The organism is Methylobacterium sp. FW306-05-D (genome assembly GCF_058782155.1).
Window position 1 is genome coordinate 194,668 of the sequence record NZ_JBYSXL010000001.1, and the last position, 22,521, is coordinate 217,188.

Below are 22,521 nucleotides of genomic sequence, written 5' to 3' on the forward strand. Positions count from 1 at the left end.
TCTCGAAGGTTCGGATCTGTAGAAATCCGGGCTCGCGGGGAGCCCGGATCGTGCCGTTCCGTCGGCTTAGAAGTCGCGCTGGACGCGGCCGCGGATCTGGAAGGTGTCCTGCGAAGACACCGTGCGGACCGCAGCGCCGGCATTGATCGCCGCAGCCGTGAGCGTACCGTTGTTGGTCTGGTCGATGATCCGCCCGTTGGTAGCGCCGATCTTGGTGTAGAAGCCCTCGAGACCGATATCGAGGTCCTTCACCGGTGACCAGATGATGCTGCCACCAGCCACGAACTGGTAGTTGTCGCGCAGCACAGGGCTGAGGGCGAAGGAACGGCTGCCCGGCGCGCCGATGAACGTGGCCGTGTTGGCGTTTGTAGCGAAAGCCGAGCCGGCATAGGCAAGGGCATTCGCCTCGCGAGCACCGCGAGCGAAGTTCATCTCGCCGTAGCTGCCGAACACGGCCGAACGCCACTCAGGCGACCAGTAATGCAGGAACGAGGCGACCGCCGTGAAGCTGGTGGACAGCTCGATCTTGCCCGTGAGCGGGTTGAGCGTGGCATCGGCCATGTAGGGATCGAACGGAGCACCGTTGATGGTGCTGGCGCGCGAGGTGTAGCTGCCGTTGTACGAAGAGTAACCGGTGTAGAGGGTCGCGCCCTCGCCGTAGGCGCCCTGCAGGTACAGGGTGTCGCCCGGGGCGATGAAGGGCATGTTGATCTTCACACCGCCCTGCACGGCCCAGCCGTACTCGCTGGAAGCGGACGGACCCGGACCGATGAGACCGCCGGCGAAGCCGTTAGCGCTGCCTGCGATGGTCGGGTTTCCGATGACATTGCTGGTGTTAAGCTCCTTGACAGCAGCCGAGAGCTGCGCAGAGCCCCAGGCGGCGTCATAGCGCAGCACACCGACGAAATCGGGCATGCGGTTGCGCTGAGACACGTCCACCGTCGAGAAGGTCGGGACACCCAGTGCGTTCGTCGTGACCAGCACGCGCGAGGGGGCGCCAACAGCCTGCGACTCCTGCGAGAAGATCGTGTTGCGGCGGAAGGACGGATCTTCCAACGAGACGGTGGCCGAGAGGCCGCTGTCACCCAGCTTGCTCGTGTAGGCGAGCAGGTTGGTGGACTGCAGGTCCGAGTTGGCGGTCGCGCCGGCGAACTCGAAGTCGTGGGCGTAGAAGTCGAAGAACGACGAAGCGCGACCGGCGGTGAGGCCGGCGAACTGAATGAACGCCTTGTCGGTGTTCACGAACTGCTGGACGCGGCCGCTCTGATCCTGGCCGGTGGCACCGAAGGCGTTGCCGATGCGCTCCTGGGTGCCGGAGCGCAGACCGCCGGTGGCGCCGGTGCGCGAGGAGAACTGGAGACGCACGAAGGCGCGGAGGGTGCCGTAGGCGGTCTGCGTGCGGGCATCGACGTTGATGCGGGCGAGGCCGATGTAGCCGGTCGTGTCACCCTGCGAGCCGTTCGAACTGCGCGTGCCGGTCGGCTGGTAGCCGATGTCGAGGCGGGCGCGGCCCGAGAGACGGATGCAGGTGTCGGTGCCCGGGATGTAGAAGAAGCCGGCGCCGTAGGCGGAGCAGACGCGGACGTATTCGATCGGCACAGCCTTCTTGACCGGAAGGTCGGCTGCCTGTGCTCCGGCGACCGCAGCAAACCCTGCCGCGGAGGCGAGAAGCGAGCTCTTCAAGAGCTTCATTGATATCTCCAAAAGCTTCGAGACCCGAGGGAAGGCTTACTGCGCCTAGGATCTCTATGGATCCCGAAGTCGCGTGGCCCTTTGTTCTTGAATGACCGAGCGTTGACCGCTGGAAATTGTCTTGCTGCCCTGGCGTTGCCCCCAGCGCACGATCACTCTGTGCGAGCGGGTTCCCGGCGGCAACTCGGAATCGTGATCGGCGTGGCGGTTCCGGGGCGCTGTTGCGGCGTTGCAACGTTCGGCAGGTGGCTAAGTGACTGTTCCGAGGGCAGGTTTTTCGCGGGTCAGAGTCGGTGGACCGTCCGCCCCCCGGTCGGAGCGTGGCGGCAAGTCCCCGAAAATACGGAATAATCTGTGATTTTTGACACATTGCGCAGGCCGGCCCGGCCCTCGACCATGGGAGACCATGGTCAGAATCGCGGCAGGTGCCCATAGGTCCGGTCAGGGCTTTGCGGAGGGCCCGTCGGGGATAACGGACACCGATCCTGCCGATGGATCGGCTCCGGGGCCTTCACGACGATTCGAAATGCGGGGGCGATCGACGACCCGCACCCCCTCTCGAACGCTCGGCGGTAGGACAGAATCCATCGCGATGGTCGCTCGAAAGGCTCGAAGATCAGTCCTGGAGGCCGATCACCTGAAAGTTTGTATGCAGCTCGTCCGACATCGGCACGTTTAGGCGGACTCCGTTGGGGAGGCGCTTCAAGAACCAGCGGTCGTAGATCCAGCGCAGCTCGCGGGATTCGGCGAGGCGCTGAAAGGTCGTGGTGACGAGGCCGGCAATCTGGGGATCGTCCTTGCGGAACATCAGCCCGTAAGGTTCGAAGGACAGTTTGTCCGGCAGTACGGTATAGGCCGAGCCGTCGGGGGCGGCCGCGATCAGGCCGTAGAGCAGGACATCGTCGAGACCGAGGGCATCGGCCCGCCCGTCCCGGACCATCGCGAAGGACTCGGCATGGTCGTGCCCGGTGACAAGGGTGGCAGGAATGCCGAGGCGGGCGAACAGCGCGCGCAGGGCGACCTCGTTGGTGGTGCCGGCGGTCACCGCCACGGTGCGCCCGGCGAGGTCTCGGAACGAACCGACCGAGGCGCCGCGCTTCACCAGAAGTTTGGTGGCGCTGAAGTAGGTGACCGGCGAGAACGCCACCAGCTTGCGCCGCTCGGCATTGGCCGTGGTCGAGCCGCATTCGAAATCGATCCGGCCGGACGTCAGCGCCTCGATCCGCGTCTCCGACGTCACGGGCTCGTACTGTACCTTGAGGTCGCTGCGTCCGAGTTCCTTGCCGATGTCGTCCACGATCTCCAGGCAGAGGTCGAGGGCGTAGCCGACCGGCTGCCCGGCGCCGTCCTTGAACGAGAACGGCAGGGAACTCTCGCGATAGCCTAGCCGCACGGTGCCGGTCTGGCCGATCGTCTTCAGCGTACCGGCCAGGACGTCGATCGCCGAGGCCGGAGCGCTCCCAGCCAGGAGGCCCAGTCCCGCCAGGAGCCCGATGATGACGCGACGTGCTGGCATGTCCGACCTCGACGTGAAACGGAACCCGGTCGACGGCGACGGCAGCGGGGCGACGCTCACACGCCGATCCGCTATTCCGCCGGCTCCGGCAAGGGGCTGACGTCGCGATCCAGGCGCTGGTCGGTGAGCGTCAGCTGCCCCTCCCACTTGGCCACCGCCACGGTCGCCACGCTGTTGCCCAGGACGTTGGTGGCCGATCGTCCCATGTCGAGGAACTGATCGATGCCGATGATGAGGAGCAGCCCGGCCTCCGGGATATGGAAGGTGGTCAGCGTGGCCGAGATCACCACCAGGGACGCGCGCGGGACGCCCGCCATCCCCTTCGAGGTCACCATCAGGAGTAGCAGCATGGTGAGTTGCTGCCCGAGGGTCAGGGGGATGTTGTAGGCCTGGGCGATGAACATTACCGCGAAGGTGCAGTACATCATCGATCCGTCGAGATTGAACGAGTAGCCCATCGGCAGCACGAACGAGGTGATCTTGTTCGGCACGCCGAAGCGCTCGAGGTTCGTCAGGGTCTTCGGATAGGCCGCCTCGCTCGAGGCGGTCGAGAAGGCCAGCAGGAACGGCTCCTTGATCAGGTCGAGGAGGCGCTTCATCGCCGAGCCGACGAGGGCGAAGCCGGCCAGGGCGAGGACGCACCACAGGAGCGCGAGGCTGAAGTAGAATTCCAGCATGAACTTGCCGTAGGTGACGAGCACCCCGATCCCCTGGGTCGTGATCGTGGCCGCGATCGCGGCGAAGACGGCGATCGGCGCGAAGCCCATGACGTAGCCGGTGATCTTGAGCATCACGTCGGCGAGGCCCTCGATGCCTTGCGCGAGCAACTTGCCCTTCTCGCCGAGGGCCGCCAGGGCCACGCCGAAGAAGATCGAGAACACGACGATCTGGAGGATCTCGTTGTTGGCCATCGCCTCGACCGGGCTTTTCGGCACGAGGTGGGTGACGAACTCCTTCAGGGAGAGGGACGCGGCCTTCAGGTTCGTGGTCGCCCCGGCATCGGGCAGCGGCAGGTTCAGGTTGTCGCCGGGCCGGAGGATGTTGACCATCACCAGACCGAGAAGCAGCGAGCACAGCGAAGCGCCGACGAACCAGAGCATCGCCTTGCCGCCGACGCGACCCACCGAGGCGGTATCGCCCATATGGGCGATGCCGACGACGAGGGTGGAGAACACCAGCGGCGCGATGATCATCTTGATCAGACGCAGGAAGACGTCGCTGATCAGCGCGATGTATCCAGAAATCTCCTTGGAGGTCTGCGGGTCCGGCCAGGTGATGTTGCAGAGGTAGCCGACGACGATTCCGAGCAGCATGCCGACGAAGATGTACGTGGTGAGCCTGGATTGCATCGCTTCCCCCCACCGCCGCGTCCGATGACGCTCCGCTCTGGCAACCAGGAGCCTGGTTCAGCTTGAGCAGGTGTGCACGAGGCATGCCAGACTTGAGGGCACGCAGGCGATCCGAGGATTAAAACCCCGGGCCGCGACGTGCCGCTTCCAGCGCTCGTCAGGAGACGCTAGCCCTTTTCCCGCCACAATCAAGCGGGGCCTCCGGTTGGGTCGGGCCGCTCCGGCGGCCCTCAGGCGGCCCGGAGACGACTCGCCGCCTCGGCCGAGCGCCGGATGAGATCCGGCTCCGGCACGCCCGACGGGACGACCCAGCTTCCGCCGACGCAGAGCACCGGCTTCAGGGCCAGCCAATCCGGCGCGGTCGCTTCGGAGATGCCCCCGGTCGGGCAGAACCGGACCTGCCCGAACGGGCCGGCGAGAGCCTTGAGCGCCTTGATGCCACCGGCGGCCTCGGCGGGGAAGAACTTGAACCGGTCGAGGCCATGGTCGAGGCCGCGCATGATGTCGGCCGCGTTCGCGACCCCTGGCAGATAAGGGACGCCACGGGCGAGAGCGGCGCGGGTCAGCGGATCGGTCAGGCCGGGGCTGACAATGAACTGCGCGCCGGCGTCCATGGCCGCGTCGAGGTCGCGCGGGTTGAGCACCGTGCCGGCTCCCACCACGGCGCCCTCCACCCGAGACATGGCGCGGATCACGTCGAGCGCCGCCGGGGTCCGCAGGGTGACCTCGAGGGCGGTCAGCCCGCCCGCCACCAGGGCACGGGCGATCGGCTCGGCCTGGGCTACGTCTTCCACCACCAGCACCGGGATGACGGGGACGGATCGCATCAGGGCATCGATGGTGGAGGTCATGGGCGGCATCCTTGGCAGCGGAGGCGGGAGGATCAGAGACCGGCGGCGGCGAGCATGGCGGAGGCGCCCTGCTCGGCACCATCGGCACCATGGCGCATGAAGGCGAAGAGCTCGCGCCCCGTGCCGAAGGCCGGCAGCGGCGCGGTTGCCGCCTCGCGGGCTTCCCACTCGGCAGGATCGACCAGAGCCTCCAGGGAGCCGTCCTCCACGCTCAGGCGCACCATGTCCCCGTCGCGGATTCGGGCCAGCGGGCCGCCGCCGAGGGCTTCGGGACTGAGATGGATCGCCGCCGGCACCTTGCCGGAGGCGCCCGACATCCGCCCGTCGGTGACGAGGGCGACGCGAAATCCGCGGTCCTGCAGCACACCGAGCTGCGGCGTGAGCTTGTGCAGTTCGGGCATGCCGTTGGCGCGCGGCCCCTGGAAGCGCACCACGACCACCACGTCGCGCTCAAGCTCGCCGCCCTTGAAGGCCGCCATGACGTCGTCCTGATCGTCGAAGACGCGGGCCGGAGCCTCGATGGTCCAGCGCGCGGGATCGACGGCGCTGGTCTTGAAGGTGGCCCGGCCGAGATTGCCCTTCACCAGCCGCATGCCTCCATCCGGCTGGAAGGCATTGGCGGGGCTGCGCAGGATGGTCTCGTCGTGCGAGCGCTCGGGCGCATCCTCGAAGACGAGGGCGTCGTCGATCAGCTTCGGATCACGGGCGTGATCGCGCAGCTTTGTGCCCGCCACCGTGAGGATGTCGTCGTGCAGCAGCCCGGCATCGATCAGGCTGGCAATGACGTAGGACATGCCGCCGGCCGCGTGGAAATGATTCACGTCGCCCGAGCCGTTCGGATAGACCTTGGCCACCTGCGGCACCACCGCCGAGAGCCGGTCGAAATCCGCCCAGTCCAGGACGATACCGGCCGCCCGCGCGATGGCGGGCAGGTGGATGGCATGGTTGGTCGAGCCGCCCGTGGCCAGCAGGCCGACCACCGCATTCACGATCGCCTTCTCGTCGAGGCAGCGGCCGAGGGGGCGGTAATCGTTGCCGTTGGCGCCGATCTCGGACAGGCGATGAACCGCCGCGCGGGTGACGGCCTGACGGAGCTTCGTGCCCGGATTGATGAAGGAGGCGCCGGGCATGTGCAGGCCCATCACGTCCATCATCATCTGGTTCGAGTTGGCGGTGCCGTAGAAGGTGCAGGTGCCGGCGCCGTGATACGAGGCCGATTCGCTCTCCAGCAGCTCGTCGCGGCCGACCTTGCCCTCGGCGTAGAGCTGGCGAATGCGCTGCTTCTCCTTGTTGGCGAGCCCCGAGGGCATCGGCCCGGCCGGAATCAGGATCATCGGCAGGTGGCCGAAGCGCAGCGCGCCGATGAGCAGGCCGGGAACGATCTTGTCGCAGATGCCCAGCAGCGCCGCGCCGTCGAACATGCCGTGGCTGAGCGCCACGGCGGTGGAAAGCGCGATGGTGTCGCGCGAGAACAGTGACAGCTCCATGCCGCGCTGGCCTTGCGTGACCCCGTCGCACATGGCCGGGACGCCGCCGGCCACCTGTGCGGTGGCCCCGACCTCCCGGGCGAACAGCTTCATCTGCTCCGGGTAGCGGCCGTAGGGCTGATGCGCCGAGAGCATGTCGTTGTATGCGGTCACGATGGCGATGTTCATCGCCCGGCCCGACTTGATGACCGCCTTGTCCTCGCCCGAAGCGGCGAAGCCGTGCGCGAGATTCCCGCAATTCAGCATCGGGCGGTGGACGCCCGAGTCGCGCTCCCGTGCGATCAGATCGAGATAGGCCTTCCGGGTCGGTCCGGAGCGTTCGACCACGCGCGCCGTGACGGCGGCGATTTCCGGGTGAAGCGCGCTCATGGCCAATCTCTCCTCGCATCCAGGCGAAGTCCGCTCCCAGCTTGCGCCAGGGGCGACCGCTCGCACCAGCATCTATCTATCGTGCCAGCGCGACGGATGCGCGATGGCGTGGCCTGATTTCGGACCAGACTTCGTACGGTCAATGGCACCGGGGCACCGTGCCGGCCCGCATCCGCTGCGGGGGGCGCTGCAGTTTGCGGGCCAGCCTATGCCTCAGTGGCCACCGGCCGCCAGGGCCGCTCCCGGCTTGTGATGGGTGCCGAGGCGTTCCACCATCGTGGCGGTGGCGTCGTTCATGCCCACGATCTCCACCGCGATACCATGGTGGCGGAACTTCAGGACCATCCGATCCAGGGCATTCACGGCGGTGACGTCCCAGAAATGGGCCGTCGTCAGGTCGACGACGATTCCCGTCAGTCCGGTCTCGCGGAAGTCGAAGGCGCCGTGGAAAGCCTCCGCCGTGGCGAAGAAGATCTGCCCGGTGACGCGATAGGTCCTGATCGTGCCGCTTCGCTCGGATGCCACCGAGACATAGCGCGTGACCTTGTGGGCGAAGAGGAGGCCGCTGAGCACGACGCCGAAGAGAACTCCCTTGGCGAGGTCGTGGGTCGCCACCACCACGGCGACGGTTCCGACCATCACGAGGCTCGAACTCTTCGGATGCGTCGCGAGGGTCTTGAGCGATCCCCACTGGAAGGTGTTGATCGAGACCATGATCATCACCGCCACCAGCGCCGCCATCGGAATCTGCGCCACGTAGGGCCCGAGCACCACGATCAGGAAGAGCAGGAACGCCCCGGCCCAGAGCGTCGAGAGCCGGCCGCGGCCGCCCGACGAGACATTGATCACCGATTGGCCGATCATCGCGCAGCCCGCCATCCCGCCGAACAGGCCGGCGCCGATGTTCGCGAGGCCCTGACCTGCGCATTCGCGATTCTTGTCAGAGCCGGTATCGGTCATCTCGTCGAGGATCGCGGCGGTCATCAGGCTCTCCAGCAGGCCGACCATGGTCAGCGTCAGCGCGTAGGGCAGGATGATCCGCAGGGCCTCCCAGGTGAGCGGCACCTGCGGCAGGGCGAAGACCGGCAGTTCGGTGGGCAGGGCGCCCATGTCGCCCACCTTGTGGATCGGCAGGCCCATGGCCATCGAGACCGCGGTGAGGACCAGGATGGTGACCAGCGGCGAGGGCACTGCCTTGGTGAGGTAGGGAAGCCCGTAGATCAGCCCGAGGCCGAGTGCCGTCATGAGGTAGACGGTGGTCCCCTGCCCGATCAGTTCGGGCATCTGTGCCAGGAAGATCAGGATCGCCAAGGCGTTGACGAAGCCGGTGACCACGGAGCGGGAGACGAAGCGCATCAGGTTGCCGAGCCGCAGGGCGCCGGCGCCGATCTGCAGCACCCCGGTCAGGATCGTGGCGGCGAAGAGATGACCGAGGCCGTGATCCTTGACGAGGCTCACCATGACCAGGGCCATGGCCCCGGTGGCGGCGGAGATCATCGCCGGGCGACCGCCCGCGAAGGCGGTGATCACCGCGATGCAGAACGAGGCGTAGAGTCCGACCTTCGGATCGACGCCGGCGATGAGCGAGAAGGCGATGGCTTCCGGGATCAGGGCCAGGGCGACCACGGTGCCGGCCAGGATTTCGCGCGTGATATCGGGAGCCCACTGGCTCCGCAGGTTGGTCAGGGACATGGGTACGGACGTCCAATCGTCCCCGCGCCCCTTAGGCAGCAGGGAATCGAATCGGGAATCCCGGCACCGGTGCGGGCCGGGCATGACGGGGTCTCGGGGGAGAAGACAGCCTTCGGGAGAGCGGCGGCTACGGCGGCGTCAGCCGTGCGTACAATCTGGCTCGATCCTTCAGCATGGGTCGGGTCTTAGCAGGATCGCGCCACGATGCAATGGAGGGCATCGACGTCGTCAGGGTGGACCCGGCACGCCCGCAGACGCAGCAGCCGTTTACACGCCTGCAAGCACATCTCGTCTACCGTGCCGGGGTCGTCGGTGAATCGAGCCTATGCCAGAAGCAAGTCCAAGCCTGATCGAGGCTGCCCGCCACAGGCCCTGGTATCGTCTGCACCTGCCGGCAGATCTCGAAGCTCAGTTCGCAGAAATGACGAGTCGATCTCAGGGCACCTACCTTCAGTCATGGCTTCTCGTCTTCATCGTATTCAACGTGATCTCGTTGAAGATGGACTTCGACCTGTTCGGCCCGGAGCATTTCATGGTGCCGGCCTTCCTGACTCTGGGTGTATTCCTTCCCGCCGGGCTTCTGTCGATCCTGGCGCTGCACGGCGTCACCAGCACCCGGCGGCAGGCCTGGATCGTGACGGGAATCTCGCTGCTCGACATGGCCATCGTGCTGAACAGTGCCCGGATCGCGCCGGCCATCCATGCGGACACCTACCTTATCCTCGCGGTGATCGTGCCGATGGCCGTCGGCATGATCGCACCCCTGTCCTTCCGACACAGCGTCGTTCTGTGCGGCAGTGCCTTCGGGCTCTACGCCGCCTACGTGGTGGGCTTCGTCCTGCCGCACAGCGCGGCGACCGGCCTGCCGCTGCTGATCGCAAGCCTCACGCTTGTACCGATCAAGCTCGCCTATTCACGCGAATGGACCTCCAAGGAGGCGTTCCTGCTCACGCTCGAGAAGTCGGCGCGCGACGTCGACCTCGCCGCCGCCAATGCGCGCCTCACGATCCTGTCCGAGACGGACAGCCTCACCGGGTTGCGCAACCGGCGCAGCGCCACGGCCCAATTGCAGACGGGCTGGGCGGACGCCTGCGACCGGGGCGAATGGGCCATGCTCGCCCTCATCGACATCGATTCCTTCAAGCGCCTGAACGATACCGCCGGCCATCCGGCCGGTGACCATTGCCTGAGGCAGGTGGCGCAGGCGCTCGAGACAGCTGCAATCCGTCATGGCGGCCAGGTCGCACGCTACGGCGGCGAAGAGTTCATCGTGTTCCTGTCGGGGGCGGAGCCGGTTCGAGCGGCGGCGATCGGAGAAAGCCTGCGGCTGGCGATCGAGCAACTCGCCCATCCGCATCCGGGCCTGCCGAACGGCGCTTGCATCACCGTAAGCGTCGGCGTTGCGGCTGCGCATGGAAGCTTCGGCGCGCTCGGTGTCACCGTCACCGACCTCCTCAAGGCCGCCGACGATGCCCTGTACCGCGCCAAGCGCGGCGGCCGGAACCGGGTCGACTCCGTCCGCGTCTCGCCGGCACCGGCCAACTCGGACGCGTATCCCGTCGGCGCCTCGGGCTGATGCCGGGATCTGAGCGGAACGCGTGGCGTCAGTTCGGTTCAGTCGAGACCGTCGCCGACGAAATAGGCGTCGCCGTACCCGGACGGATCGCGAATCTCGTAGACCGGAGCGCGGCGCTGCACCGGCCGCGCGACCGCCACCGGCCGGTAGGCACGGCCGTAGGACTCGCGGCCCATCTGCATCCCGGCCGACATCACGCCGTCCTCCTCGTCTCCCCGCCGGCGACGCGAAGCCATGACCGTGCTGCCCTCGATCACGACCCGCGTCTTGCCCATGCCCTGCGTCTTGACGAGGCTGAACAGGGTCGCGGCATTCTTCGGCGCGAGGCGGACGCAGCCGTGAGACGCCGCGCTGCCGAGACGCCGGGTATGGTTCGTGCCGTGGATGGCGTGGCCCTGTCCGGTGAAGAAGATGGCGTTCGGCATCGGCGCATCGTCGAATTCGCGCGAGAAATGCGTGCGTTCCATCCGGAAGGGGCGATGGGCACCGCTCGGCGTGTCGTAGCCGTCGACACCGGTCGAGACAGGCCAGTCGTAGCGCGCCTGGCCGTCGACCGTGACGGTCATGCGCTGGGCGTCCTTGTCGACGGCGATCACGACCTCCGCCAGGGCGGGACAGGCGAGGATGGTCGCCAGGGCGAGACCGGAGATGACTGACGTGAGACGGGAGCGCATCTTAAGCCCTTGGGACAGCAGACTGATTCTCAACGCCTACGCTTGCGCCACGCATTGGTTCCACCCGAGCGCGCCACCGGACTGCGTACGCCCGGGGATCAGGCGGTCGGCGTGGCATCCGGGCGCCGGACTTCGGCGGCCGCCGCCATCATCACGCCCGCGACGAGCCCGTAGGTCTCAACCCAGGCTTCGCGGACCTCGGGCGTGAAATCCGGGCCCAGACCCTGTTCCAGCGCCCACAGCAGGGCCGCGCCCACCGGTTCGTAATGGGCGGCCTTGGTGCCGAACGAGACGTGCTGGCGGCCCAGGGTCTGTAGGGCCGGCACCACCACGTCCGGCTTGTGCAGATTGGTCACCGCGAGCCCGAGCATCGCCATCAGCTTCTTCTTCTGGTCGCGCATGTCTTCGGGAAACATCGGTCGGACTTCGGGTGCGATCTCGAACAGGCGTCCGTAGAAGAGGTCGGCGGCCGTATCGGCGATCGGCCGCACCTTGGTGAAGCTGTCCTGGACGAGGGCGACTTGATCCGGGGTCATGCAAGACTCTGTGCGGGAGGGAGGGGCGTATTGGGGCGATCCCGACCGTTGTTGCGCCGACCCGCGGCATCTCTCAAGGAGAAAGCATCCGCATCCAGCGAGAACAGCGCCTGCGTCCAAAGCTGTACGAACGCCGAAGCTGAACGGATCCTGCCGGCAAGCTTCAGCATTCGTGCAGCGCCACCCTGCCAATCTCCTCCTCGACAGCCGGAACGACACCGGCTGTGCCACCGAGACCGCGCACGATGCCGGCCTCCTCGACGAAGCAGGGGATGGACGATGAAGACGTTGGCAGCACTGACAGCCGCTGCGCTGGTGGCTTTCGGCACGATCGGAACGCCCGAGGCTCAGGCCCGGGGCAATGGCGGGGCGATCGCGGCCGGCGTCATCGGCGGCCTGGCGGCGGGCGCCCTCCTCGGAGCCGCCGTCTCCGAGGCCCACGCAGCGCCGGCTTACGGCTACGGCCGGCCCGCTCCGGTCTACGACGACGAGGACGAGGGCCCGGTGGTCCGCTACCGCCCGGCGCCGGTCGTCCACCGCTACGAGGAGGACATCCCGGTCTACCGCAGACCGCGCGCGGTCCGTGCCTATGACGACGGATATGGCGACTACGGCTATCGCCGGGCCGGCTACGGTGATCGGCGCGATTGCGACCGACCCCGCTGGCACGGCGGCTGGTAACCGGATCGACGCGCAGGGGCCGCCAGGGGGAAATCCCGGCGGCCCCTGCCGCCATCGATCTGCGACGCGAGGCGCAACCGCGTCGCGAGACCCGCGTTGCCATCCTTCGCGGGTAGATTCGCTATCCGTCAGCGAACGGCGCCGTAGCCGATATTTTAGATGCAGCTCGAATACCCGTCCCTCTGCTTTCCGCGTCCCGACAACTGCCATCGAAGCCCGTTCCGGATCGGCGTCGATCGTGCCCTTGCCCTTTCATTTCCTCCGCCGGTCGATGCCCCGTTGCCGGACCGTATGGCCCTGGCGCTCGACGCCCTGATCGCCGCCATGGCGGTGCGGGGCGAACCGGACGGCGGAGCCGGCTCGGCCTGAGGTCACACGGCGTGACCGCGCCGTGACTCACGGCGGGCCTCTCCCGCCACCTGTCCTGACGGGGATCGAGCGAGGGACCCGCCGGTCCGGCCGAGGCGTTCTGAGTGGAGACCGCCGCGCAGCCGGAGTGCCGAATTTTGGCGCATGACCTCAGCTACCCGCCCCTGAATGTCCCGAAGCCGGTGGCGGAGGATGTCTGGATCGTCGACGCCGCACCCATCCATGCGGGCGGTATCCCGCTTCCCCTGCGCATGACGGTGCTGCGGTTGTCCGGTGGCGAACTGCTGCTGCACTCGCCGGTGGCCTACCGCCCCGAGCTTCAGCATGCCCTGGAACGGCTCGGGCGCATCGGGCACCTCGTGGCTCCGAGCATCGGTCACTGGATGTTCCTGAAGGATTGGCAGGCGGCGTGCCCGGACGCGATTACCTGGGCGGTGCCGGGGCTCCAGGATCGCGGGCAGGTCCGCCGCGCCGGGATGGAGATCGATGCCGAACTGACGGACAGGGCGCCCCGCGTCTGGGCGGGCGAGATCGATCAGGTTCTGGTCGCCGGGCCGGTGTTCAAGGAGGTCTGCCTCTACCATCGGCCGAGCCGGACGCTCCTCCTCACGGATCTCGTCATCAACCTCGAAGGCGATCTGCTGCCGGCCTTCGCGCGGCCCCTCGCCCGCCTGCTCGGAATCGTCGCTCCGGACGGGAAGGCACCCCTCTACCTGCGCCTCCTCCTGCGTCTGAAGCGTCGGGACACGCTGAGGGCGGCCCGGCGCCTCGTGGCCTTCGAGCCGGACCGGGTCATCTTCGCCCATGGCCAATGGTTCGATCGCGACGCGACCGCGGAGCTGAGGCACGCGTTCGCCTGGATTCTCGGCGATCGGCGCGCGCGATCGGAGGGAGCGTCCGGCCTTCCGGCCCGGACCTCGACGGCGCTGGCCGGCCTGGTCGTCGTCGGCGCCCTTGGGCTCCTGGCCTATCTGAGACGGGCGAGACGCTGAAGGTCTGGAACTGACCGAGCTACCAGGGACAATGGTGCGGACGGCGGGACTCGAACCCGCACAGCCAAAGGCCGCAAGATTTTAAGTCTCGTGCGTCTACCGGTTTCGCCACGTCCGCATGCCGGGATCAGCGGTAGCGGGACGGCTGGCGCAGATCAAGGCGTCCAGCCGTAGAGCCAGGCGTAGCGGCGGTTCATGCCGTCCGGGCCGAGCCGACGCATCACCGCGTTGCGGACGGTGCCGACGAGAGGTCCCGCATGGTAGGTCCGGCCGTTGGCCCGGGCCGCCCGGCGGACCCGTCGCACCCGCTTCGTCCGGAGGGCGGTGTAGCGGGCCAGGGCCGTGCCAGGGTCGTCACCGGCGACGTCCAGCACCTGGGCGAGGATCGCCGCATCCTCGATCGCCAGGGCGGCGCCCTGGGCGAGGAAGGGCAGGATCGGGTGGGCGGCGTCGCCGATCAACGCGAGCCGGCCACGGGCCATGGGACGGGCCGCGGCGCGATCCTCCAGCGACCAGACGAGCCAGGAATCCGGCACCGCCAGCAGGGCCGCGAGGGGCGCGGCGGCATCGCGAAAACGCGCCCGCAGCACCGCCGGCTCGCCGAGCTGTCCCCAGCCCTCGCTCCCCGTGCGCTCGGGCACCACCGCCACCACGTTGACGTGCTGGCCGCCGCGGATGGGGTAATGCACCACGTGGCGCGCCGGCCCGAGCCAGAGGCCGGTCGCCTCCCCGTCGAGCTCCGGCGGCAGCGCCTCGCGCGGCACGATGGCCCGCCACGCCGCGGCGCGGCCGGAGCGCAGGTCCTGTCCATCGAGATGGCCCCGCAGACGCGAGCGGACGCCGTCGGCCCCGATGACGAGATCGGCCGAGAAGAGTTCGGTCCGGGTCCCGGCACCGCTCTCCAGGGTGAGGTCGACCCCGTCCGGCCGCTCGGCGAGGGCGGTGACGTCGCGGCCGACGAGGAGGCGGATGCCGGGCCGCCCGCGCAGCGCGTCGAGCAGCAGGGTCTGCAGGTCGGCCCGGTGGATGACGTAATAGGGCGCACCGAAGCGCTCGCGCAGGCCGGCGCCGAGGGCGACGCCGCCGATGACCGCGCCGCTGCGCAGGGCGCGCACCACCACGGCCGGCGGCTCGCTCGCCGCGCGCCGCAGCGCCGCGCCGAGCCCGAGGCCGATCAGCACCCGGCTGGCATTGGGCGAGAGCTGGATGCCCGCTCCGACCTCGCTGAAGCCGGTGCGGCGCTCGATCAGGGTGACGGAATGGCCGGCGGCATCGAGGGTGAGCGCGGCCGTCAGGCCGCCGATTCCCGCGCCGACGATGGCGATGTTCAGGGCCGGCACGGCGCCGCTATGCCGGGTCAGGCGGCGGCCGGGGCCCGGTCGTCCCAGACGCAGATCGCCGGGTCGGCATTGCCGGCCGCCAGCGTCGGCCGGTAGCGGAACAGCGTCGAGCAGTACTGGCAGATGGTCTCGTCGTCCGTGCCCATGTCGAGGAAGATGTGCGGGTGGTCGAACGGGGGCTTGGCCCCGATGCACATGAACTCCTTCGAGCCGACGTGAATCACCGCCACGCCGGGCTCGTTGTGGAAATGCGGGACCGCCTTGTCAGCCATCGCCTCGTCCTGCCTGCCGGCCCGCCGAAGACGCGTCCTCGTGCGGGCATCCGTGTTGCCGGGGTCTGCCGGGAACCGTCTCTAGCCGCTCCCCCGGCGCAAGCCTAGTGCGGAGGGCGCGAAGGGTTGGCCTCGCGCGCGCGTCACCGTACATAAGGCGTGACCCCGCCCCGATGCCCTCCGCGAAACGTCCCCATGACCCAGAACGAACAGGCCGTGTCCGAGAGCGGACGCCGCGCGCCCCAGCCGCCGATTCACGGACCGGAGGCCTTCGAGGGCATGCGCAAGGCCGGCCGGCTGACGGCGGAGGCGCTCGACGTGCTGATGGAGGCGACCGCGCCCGGCGTCACCACGGAACATCTCGACAAGCTCGCCTACACCTTCGCGATGGACCACGGCGCCTACCCGGCCTCGCTGCTCTACCGGGGCTATCCGAAATCGATCTGCACCTCGATCAACCACGTGGTCTGCCACGGCATCCCGAACGACAAGCCCCTGCGCGAGGGCGACATCGTCAATCTCGACATCTGCCTCATCGTCGACGGCTGGCACGGGGATTCGAGCCGGATGGCCTATGTCGGCGACGTGCCCCGCAAGGCCCAGCGCCTGTGCGAGATCACCCACGAATGCCTGATGCGCGGTATCGCGGCGATCAAGCCGGGCGGCTCCACCACGGATATCGGCCGGGCGATCCAGGCCTATGCGGAGGCGGAGCGCTGCTCGGTGGTGCGCGACTTCTGCGGGCACGGCCTGGGGCGGACCTACCACGACGCGCCCACCATCCTGCACTACGTCGAGCCGAGCTATGACGTAAAGTTCCAGCCCGGCCAGTTCTTCACCGTGGAGCCGATGATCAATCTCGGCCGTCCCGCCGTGAAGGTGCTGTCCGACGGCTGGACCGCGGTGACCCGCGACCGCTCGCTCTCGGCGCAGTTCGAGCACACGGTCGCGGTGACGGAGACGGGAGCGGAGATCTTCACCCTCTCGCCCAAGGGCCTGCACCAGCCTGCGCCCACCGCCGGCTGATCCGGCTCCCGTGAACGCCCGGCCGCCGTCCGCTCCCGATCCCTCGGACGACGCGCCGAAGGAGGCGGAACCCCACTATCTCGGTCATCGCGACCGGTTGCGCGCCCGCTTCGCGCAAGGGGGTGCCGACGCGCTGCCGGATTACGAACTCCTCGAACTCGCCCTGTTCCGGGCCATTCCGCGCCGGGACGTGAAGCCCCTGGCCAAGGCGCTGATCCGCCGCTTCGGAAGCTTTGCCGAGGTGGTGAGCGCGGAGCCCGCCCGACTTGCTGAAATTGAAGGCATCGGCCCCGGGGTCATCGCCGACCTGAAGCTCATCGAAGCGGCAGGGCACCGGCTCGCGCGGGGGGCCATCGCCGAGCGTCCCCTCCTCTCCTCGTGGAGCGCCGTGCTGGAATATTGCCGGGCCACCATGGCCTTCGCCGCGCGCGAACAGTTCCGCGTGCTGTTCCTCGACCGCCGCAACCACCTCATCGCCGACGAGGTCCAGGGACGCGGCACCGTCGACCACACGCCGGTCTATCCCCGCGAAGTGGCGCGCCGGGCCCTCGAACTCTCGGCCACCGCCATCATCCTCGCCCACAACCATCCCTCCGGCGATCCGACGCCTTCGGCGGCGGACATCCGGATGACGCGCGAGATCGTCGGGGTGTTGGACCCGCTCGGCATCGTCATCCACGATCACATCATCCTGGGTCGCGAGGGACATGCGAGCTTCAAGGGCTTGAAGTTGATCTGAACGTGCTACCGTACACGCAAGGGCGGTGTGCGCGGGCTCCGATCTCCGGTCGCTGGCGCGCCTCTTGCCTGGACAAGAACGGTGTTCAAGGGGGAGACGCGAATGGCGCTCGCTGCATTCGACGAGATGACCGGGCTGCCCGACGGGGCGCTGAGCAACCCCGCCGTGCGCGAAGCCTACGACAGCCTCAAGCACTGGCTCGACACGACGCCCCCCGAGCATTTCAACACTCGCCGCAGCCAGGCCGAGATGCTGTTCCGGCGCATCGGCATCACCTTCGCGGTATACGGCGCGAACGAATCCACCGAACGGCTGATCCCCTTCGACATCATCCCCCGCGTCATCACCAAGCCCGAATGGGGCTTCCTCGAACGGGGCCTCAAGCAGCGGGTCACCGCGATCAACGCGTTCCTGAAAGACATCTACGGGGCGCAGGAATGCATCAAGGCCGGCGTGATCCCGGCCGATCTCGTCTACCGCAACCCGCATTACCGCATGGAGATGCGCGCCTTCCGGGTGCCGCACGACCTCTACGTGCACATCGCCGGCATCGACATCGTCCGCACGGGGGAGAACGACTTCTTCGTGCTGGAGGACAACGCGCGGACCCCCTCGGGCGTCTCCTACATGCTGGAGAACCGCGAGGTGATGCTGCGGCTCTTCCCGGAGCTGTTTTCCCGCCACCGGGTCGCGCCGGTGGAGAATTACCCGGACGCGTTGCTGGCGACCCTGCGCAGCCTCGCGCCCTCCACGGCCACGCGCGACCCCACCGTGGCGCTGCTCACCCCGGGCCGCTACAACTCGGCCTTCTACGAACACTCGTTCCTGGCCGACAAGCTCGGAGTCGACCTCGTCGAGGCCTCCGACCTCTTCACCAAGGACGACGTCGTCTACATGCGCACGACCGAGGGTCCACGCCGGGTCGACGTGCTGTATCGCCGCCTCGACGACGACTTCCTCGATCCGCTGGTCTTCCGTCCGGATTCGGTGCTCGGCGTCCCCGGCATCATGAACGCCTACGAGCGTGGGACCGTGACGCTCGCCAACGCGGTCGGGACCGGCATCGCCGACGACAAGGCGGTCTACAGCTACATGCCGGAGATCGTGAAGTTCTTCACCGGCGAGGAGCCGATCCTGCACAACGTGCCGACCTATCGCTGCCGCGAGAAGGACGCCTTCGCCTACGTCATGGACAACCTCGGCGACCTCGTCGTGAAGGAGGTCAACGGGTCGGGCGGCTACGGCATGCTGGTGGGGCCGCACGCCACCAAGCGCGAGATCGAGGAGTTCGGGCGCAAGCTGAAGCACGCCCCGGACGGCTTCATCGCCCAGCCGACCCTGGCGCTCTCGACCTGCCCGACCTTCGTCGCGTCCGGCGTCGCGCCCCGGCACGTCGACCTGCGCCCGTTCGTGCTGTGCGGCTCCGACGAGATCCGCATCGTCCCCGGCGGCCTGACGCGGGTCGCCCTCAAGGAAGGCTCCCTCGTCGTGAATTCGAGCCAGGGCGGCGGCACCAAGGACACCTGGGTCCTCGACGCCTGAGCCATCGACGCCAGAGACATTGCCGGGCATCCGGCCCGGCCTTTCGCGCCGGGTGCCTTTCCAAGCCAGTGCCGCCTCCGGCATAGTCCTTTCCGCCCTGCGGCCTGCGCTCCCGACGCCGGCCGACGTCCCGATGGAAACCCATGCTGTCCCGGACCGCCGACAACCTGTACTGGCTCTCGCGCTACGCCGAGCGGGCGGAATTCGTCGCCCGCATCCTCGATGCGGCCCTCCGGCTGGCCGCGCTCCCGTCGAGCTACGGCGGCGGCGAGACCAACGAATGGGCCTCCGCCCTGGCCTCGGCCGGCGACCCGGAAGTGTTCAAGCCCCTCTACGACAGCGTCACGGAAGCGACCGTCTGCGACTTCCTCGCCTTCAGCCCCCACAATCCGTCCTCGATCCGCTCCTGCATCGAGACCGCCCGCGAGAACGCCCGCAGCGTGCGCACCGCGCTCACCACCGAGATGTGGGACGCCATCAACGGCGCCTGGCTCGAACTGCGCAACTACGAGGGACGCGAGCTCAACCGCGACGAGTTCACCCGCTTCCTCGACTGGGTGAAGGGCGTCTCCCTCGCCTTCGACGGCTCGGCCTACCGGACGATGCTGCGCAACGACGCCTACTGGTTCACCCGGCTCGGCACCGCCATCGAGCGGGCGGACAACACCGCGCGCATCCTCGACGTGAAGTACCGCATCCTGCTGCCGGCCTCGGAGAAGATCGGCGGCAGCCTCGACTATTTCCAGTGGACCACGATCCTGCGCGAGGTCTCGGCCTTCAACGCCTATCACTGGGTCTACCGGGAGAGCGTGAAGCCCCTGCTGGTGGCCGACCTGCTGATCCTGAACCGGCAGATGCCGCGCTCCTTCACAAACTGCTACGGCATGCTGGTGGAGCATCTCGACCTCATCGCGGACGCCTACGGGCGGCGCGGCGCGAGCCAGCGCCTGGCCAGCAACACCCTGGCCCGCCTGGAGGGCGAGAACATCAACCGCATCTTCTCCTCCGGCCTGCATGAGTTCGTGACGGAGTTCATTGTCGAGAACAATCGCCTCGGCGCCGCGGTCATCGAGCAATATCTGGTATAGGGCCGGCCCCGGCCCGACGCCGCGCAAAGGTCGCCGCATGCGAATCCGCGTCTTCCACGAGACCAACTACACCTACGAGCAGCCCGCCCGCGGTCTGATCCAGGTCCTGCGCCTGCGCCCGCGCGACCATGACGGGCAGTATGTCCGGCGCTGGCGCATCGAGCCGTCCGTCGACGGCCGGGTGAGCGAGCGCGAGGACGGCTTCGGCAACGTGGTGCACTGGTTCACGGCGGACGAGCCGGCCGAGGCCTTGTCGATCCGCGTCACCGGCGAGGTGGACACCCTGGAGATGCACGGCATCGTCCGTGGCACCGTCGAGCGCCTGCCCGACGTCTTCTACCTGCGCGATTCGGACCTGGCCCTCGCCAACGACGCCATCCAGGCCTTCGCCCAGGGGGTCGCCGCGGCCGGCGATCCGGCACCCCTGCCCTGCCTGCACCGGCTGCTGGCCGCCGTGCACGAGCGCGTCGCCTTCTCGCCCGGCCCGGCGAGCGCCAGCACGAACGCGGCCCAGGCCTTCGCACAGGAGAAGGGCGTCTGCCAGGACATTACCCATCTCTTCATCGCGGCGGCGCGCCACCTCGAGATTCCCACGCGCTACGTCTCGGGCTACTACCATCACACCGACCGTGACGCGGACCAGGGTTCGGGCCATGCCTGGGCCGAATCGCTGGTGCCGGGCCTCGGCTGGATTGGATTCGACGCTGCCCACGGCATCGCCACGACCGAGGCGCATATCCGCGTCGCCGTGGCCCTCGACTATCTTGGGGCCGCGCCGATCCGCGGCAGCCGCATGGGCGGCGGGACAGAAACGCTCGACGTGACGTTGCGCGTCGAGCAGGCACAGGCATCCGTCCAGTCCTGACATCGGACGGGCGTGCGAGAAAGACCGCACCATGACCTACTGCGTCGGTGTCCTCGTCGAGGAGGGCCTGGTGATGATCGCCGACACCCGGACCAATGCCGGGCTCGACGACATCTCGACCTACCGCAAGCTCCACCACTTCAACGTACCGGGCGAGCGCGTGATGATGCTGGCCTCCGCCGGCAACCTCTCCATCACCCAATCGGTCCTCAGCCTCCTGGCCGAGGGCGTCGAGGGCGATGCCGGCGAGCCGAAGATGAAGCTCGTCGAGGCGCCGACGATGTTCCAGGCGGCGCAGCTCGTGGGCCGCGCCATCCGCCGGGTGCGGGAGATCGAGAAGGCGGGGTTCGAAGCGGCCAACCTGCGCTTCTCGGTCTCGCTGCTGTTCGGGGGCCAGATCGGCACCGATCCGATGAAGCTCTACCTGATCTACTCGGCGGGCAACTTCATCGAGTGCAGCGGCGATGCGCCCTTCCTGCAGATCGGCGAGCACAAGTACGGCAAGCCGATCCTCGACCGGGCGGTGAAGTACGAGACCGACCTCTACGACGCCCTGAAGGTCGGGCTCGTCTCGATGGATTCGACGATGCGCTCGAATCTCGGCGTCGGCCTGCCCATCGACATCGCGGTCGCCCGGCGCAATGCCCTGGACCTCGAGGTGAACCACCGGATCGAGGCCGGCGAGAGCTACTTCCACGACCTGCGCGAGCGCTGGTCGGCGGCCCTGCGAGCCGCCCACCGGGCGATCCCCCGACCGCCCTACGGGCCGGCGACGGGGAAGTGATCAGGGTCGCGAGCCGCCGAGAAGGCTGAGCGCGCCCTCCGCGAGGTCGGCGGTCAGCCGCCCGGCCGCTGTCTCGCGGGCAAGGGGCGCCCCCTGCCCCGCCCAGAGGGGCGAGAAATCGCCGGAGCCGCGCCGCTCCGCCTCGACGCGAAGGGGCTGGAGGCCGATGGCGGCGGTGGGAAACACCGGCGCATCGGCACGCAACGGTCCGAGTTCCCGGATGATGCGGTTCACGAGCCCCCGCGCCGGCTTGCCGGTCAGCACATTGGTGATCGTCGTGTCCTCGTCCCGCGCCTGCCGCAGGGCGTCGCGGTGGGGCGTCGAGAGGCCGGCCTCGGGGCAGCGGAGATAGGCCGTGCCCAGCTGGACGGCGGAGGCACCGAGCATGAAGGCGGCGGCGATCCCGCGCGCATCGGCGATGCCTCCGGCGGCGATCACGGGCACGTCCACCGCGTCGACTACCTGGGGCACCAGCGCCATCGTGCCGACCTGCGTCGCGGGATCGGTGCCGAGGAAGAGGCCGCGATGTCCGCCGGCCTCGGCCCCCTGCGCGATGATCGCGTCCACGCCGCGCTCGGCCAGCCAACGCGCCTCGCGCACGGTGGTGGCGCAGGACAGGATGATGCAGCCGAGCGCTCGCACGCCCTCGAGCAGCGCCGCCTCCGGCAGGCCGAAATGGAAACTCACCACTGCCGGTCGGACCTCCGCGACGGCCGAGAGCATCGCCGCGTCGAACGGCGAACGCTGCGCCATCGCGATCGGGGCCTCCGGGTCGAGACCGAGCTCGCGGTAGTAGGGCGCCAGCCGGCGGCGCCAGGCCGCGTCGCGCGCCGCATCGGGGGCCTCCGGCACGTGGCAGAAGAAGTTCAGGTTGAACGGGGCGTCCGTCCTGGCCCGGATCGCCGCGGCCTCGCTGCGCACGGTTTCCGGAGTCATGGCCGCGCAGGCGAGGGAGCCGAGGCCGCCCGCCGCGCTCACGCTGGCGGCGAGCGCCGGTTTCGGCCCGATCATCGGCGCCTGGATGATCGGGTGCCGCACCGGCACGCGCGCGAGGAAACGGTTCTGGCCCCACATCTGCTGG

20 protein-coding genes and 1 tRNA gene are annotated in these 22,521 nt (G+C 68.4%); 9 read left to right on the forward strand and 12 right to left on the reverse strand.

The window, feature by feature from the left end; all coding sequences use genetic code 11:
* Nucleotides 1-66: 66 nt before the first annotated feature.
* From AC3WLN_RS00940 to AC3WLN_RS00965, 6 genes are all read right to left on the reverse strand, one after another.
* Nucleotides 67-1,692, reverse strand: coding sequence for a porin (locus AC3WLN_RS00940; RefSeq protein WP_492478974.1), 1,626 nt, complete (start codon nucleotides 1,690-1,692; stop codon nucleotides 67-69).
* 616 nt (nucleotides 1,693-2,308) lie between these two features.
* Entirely contained in the window at nucleotides 2,309-3,208 is a 900-nt protein-coding gene (locus AC3WLN_RS00945; RefSeq protein ID WP_492478975.1) for an amino acid ABC transporter substrate-binding protein, read from the reverse strand.
* Between the two features lie 71 nt (nucleotides 3,209-3,279).
* Nucleotides 3,280-4,557, reverse strand: a complete 1,278-nt coding sequence (locus AC3WLN_RS00950; protein WP_492478976.1) for a dicarboxylate/amino acid:cation symporter — start codon at nucleotides 4,555-4,557, stop codon at nucleotides 3,280-3,282.
* Between the two features lie 230 nt (nucleotides 4,558-4,787).
* Nucleotides 4,788-5,408, reverse strand: a complete 621-nt coding sequence (gene eda / locus AC3WLN_RS00955; RefSeq protein WP_492478977.1) for a bifunctional 4-hydroxy-2-oxoglutarate aldolase/2-dehydro-3-deoxy-phosphogluconate aldolase — start codon at nucleotides 5,406-5,408, stop codon at nucleotides 4,788-4,790.
* Nucleotides 5,409-5,440: 32 nt separating this feature from the next.
* Nucleotides 5,441-7,264: a phosphogluconate dehydratase gene (edd, locus tag AC3WLN_RS00960; protein WP_492478979.1), complete on the reverse strand. Its 1,824-nt coding sequence runs from the start codon at nucleotides 7,262-7,264 to the stop codon at nucleotides 5,441-5,443.
* 213 nt (nucleotides 7,265-7,477) lie between these two features.
* Nucleotides 7,478-8,956 carry a SulP family inorganic anion transporter gene (locus AC3WLN_RS00965; RefSeq protein WP_492478980.1) on the reverse strand — a complete coding sequence of 493 codons (1,479 nt, stop codon included), beginning with the start codon at nucleotides 8,954-8,956 and terminating at the stop codon, nucleotides 7,478-7,480.
* Nucleotides 8,957-9,488: 532 nt separating this feature from the next.
* Here AC3WLN_RS00965 and AC3WLN_RS00970 point away from each other — a divergent pair.
* Entirely contained in the window at nucleotides 9,489-10,532 is a 1,044-nt protein-coding gene (locus AC3WLN_RS00970; protein ID WP_492479030.1) for a GGDEF domain-containing protein, read from the forward strand.
* A 38-nt stretch (nucleotides 10,533-10,570) separates the two neighbouring features.
* On the opposite strand, the gene AC3WLN_RS00975 is transcribed toward AC3WLN_RS00970, so the two are convergent.
* Together AC3WLN_RS00975 and AC3WLN_RS00980 are read right to left on the reverse strand one after the other, a co-directional pair.
* A complete protein-coding gene (locus tag AC3WLN_RS00975) occupies nucleotides 10,571-11,206 on the reverse strand; it encodes a L,D-transpeptidase (RefSeq protein ID WP_492478981.1) in 636 nt (211 codons plus the stop codon).
* A 98-nt stretch (nucleotides 11,207-11,304) separates the two neighbouring features.
* Nucleotides 11,305-11,742: a globin family protein gene (locus AC3WLN_RS00980; protein ID WP_492478982.1), complete on the reverse strand. Its 438-nt coding sequence runs from the start codon at nucleotides 11,740-11,742 to the stop codon at nucleotides 11,305-11,307.
* Nucleotides 11,743-12,021: 279 nt separating this feature from the next.
* Between AC3WLN_RS00980 and AC3WLN_RS00985 the strand changes: the two genes are divergently transcribed.
* Nucleotides 12,022-12,423, forward strand: coding sequence for a hypothetical protein (locus AC3WLN_RS00985; protein ID WP_492478983.1), 402 nt, complete (start codon nucleotides 12,022-12,024; stop codon nucleotides 12,421-12,423).
* Nucleotides 12,424-12,929: 506 nt separating this feature from the next.
* Complete coding sequence (locus AC3WLN_RS00990; RefSeq protein WP_492478984.1) at nucleotides 12,930-13,784, forward strand: DUF4336 domain-containing protein; 855 nt, start codon at nucleotides 12,930-12,932, stop codon at nucleotides 13,782-13,784.
* 32 nt (nucleotides 13,785-13,816) lie between these two features.
* Here AC3WLN_RS00990 and AC3WLN_RS00995 read toward each other — a convergent pair.
* The 3 genes from AC3WLN_RS00995 to AC3WLN_RS01005 form a co-directional block, all read right to left on the reverse strand.
* Nucleotides 13,817-13,902, reverse strand: a tRNA-Leu gene (locus AC3WLN_RS00995).
* A 37-nt stretch (nucleotides 13,903-13,939) separates the two neighbouring features.
* Nucleotides 13,940-15,124: an FAD-dependent monooxygenase gene (locus AC3WLN_RS01000; protein ID WP_492478986.1), complete on the reverse strand. Its 1,185-nt coding sequence runs from the start codon at nucleotides 15,122-15,124 to the stop codon at nucleotides 13,940-13,942.
* A gap of 17 nt (nucleotides 15,125-15,141) precedes the next feature.
* The gene (locus tag AC3WLN_RS01005; RefSeq protein WP_463770125.1) at nucleotides 15,142-15,396 is read right to left on the reverse strand and encodes a zinc-finger domain-containing protein; all 255 of its coding nucleotides are present in this window, start codon (nucleotides 15,394-15,396) and stop codon (nucleotides 15,142-15,144) included.
* Nucleotides 15,397-15,591: 195 nt separating this feature from the next.
* Here AC3WLN_RS01005 and map point away from each other — a divergent pair, with 195 nt between their 5' ends.
* The 6 genes from map to AC3WLN_RS01035 all read left to right on the forward strand — a co-directional run bounded on the left by map (nucleotide 15,592) and on the right by AC3WLN_RS01035 (nucleotide 21,440).
* Nucleotides 15,592-16,422 carry a type I methionyl aminopeptidase gene (map, locus tag AC3WLN_RS01010; RefSeq protein ID WP_492478988.1) on the forward strand — a complete coding sequence of 277 codons (831 nt, stop codon included), beginning with the start codon at nucleotides 15,592-15,594 and terminating at the stop codon, nucleotides 16,420-16,422.
* A 10-nt stretch (nucleotides 16,423-16,432) separates the two neighbouring features.
* Entirely contained in the window at nucleotides 16,433-17,161 is a 729-nt protein-coding gene (gene radC, locus AC3WLN_RS01015; protein ID WP_463770129.1) for a RadC family protein, read from the forward strand.
* Between the two features lie 102 nt (nucleotides 17,162-17,263).
* Nucleotides 17,264-18,703 (forward strand): circularly permuted type 2 ATP-grasp protein, encoded by a 1,440-nt coding sequence (locus tag AC3WLN_RS01020; protein WP_056467379.1) that lies wholly within the window; start codon nucleotides 17,264-17,266, stop codon nucleotides 18,701-18,703.
* A gap of 143 nt (nucleotides 18,704-18,846) precedes the next feature.
* Nucleotides 18,847-19,791 (forward strand): alpha-E domain-containing protein, encoded by a 945-nt coding sequence (locus AC3WLN_RS01025; RefSeq protein ID WP_463770131.1) that lies wholly within the window; start codon nucleotides 18,847-18,849, stop codon nucleotides 19,789-19,791.
* A gap of 37 nt (nucleotides 19,792-19,828) precedes the next feature.
* Nucleotides 19,829-20,656 (forward strand): transglutaminase family protein, encoded by an 828-nt coding sequence (locus AC3WLN_RS01030; RefSeq protein WP_492478989.1) that lies wholly within the window; start codon nucleotides 19,829-19,831, stop codon nucleotides 20,654-20,656.
* Between the two features lie 31 nt (nucleotides 20,657-20,687).
* On the forward strand, nucleotides 20,688-21,440 hold the full coding sequence (locus AC3WLN_RS01035) for a proteasome-type protease (protein ID WP_492478990.1): 753 nt from the start codon (nucleotides 20,688-20,690) through the stop codon (nucleotides 21,438-21,440).
* Here AC3WLN_RS01035 and AC3WLN_RS01040 read toward each other — a convergent pair whose 3' ends face one another.
* Nucleotides 21,441-22,514: an NAD(P)H-dependent flavin oxidoreductase gene (locus AC3WLN_RS01040; protein ID WP_492478991.1), complete on the reverse strand. Its 1,074-nt coding sequence runs from the start codon at nucleotides 22,512-22,514 to the stop codon at nucleotides 21,441-21,443. It lies immediately after the preceding gene.
* Nucleotides 22,515-22,521 lie beyond the last annotated feature (7 nt).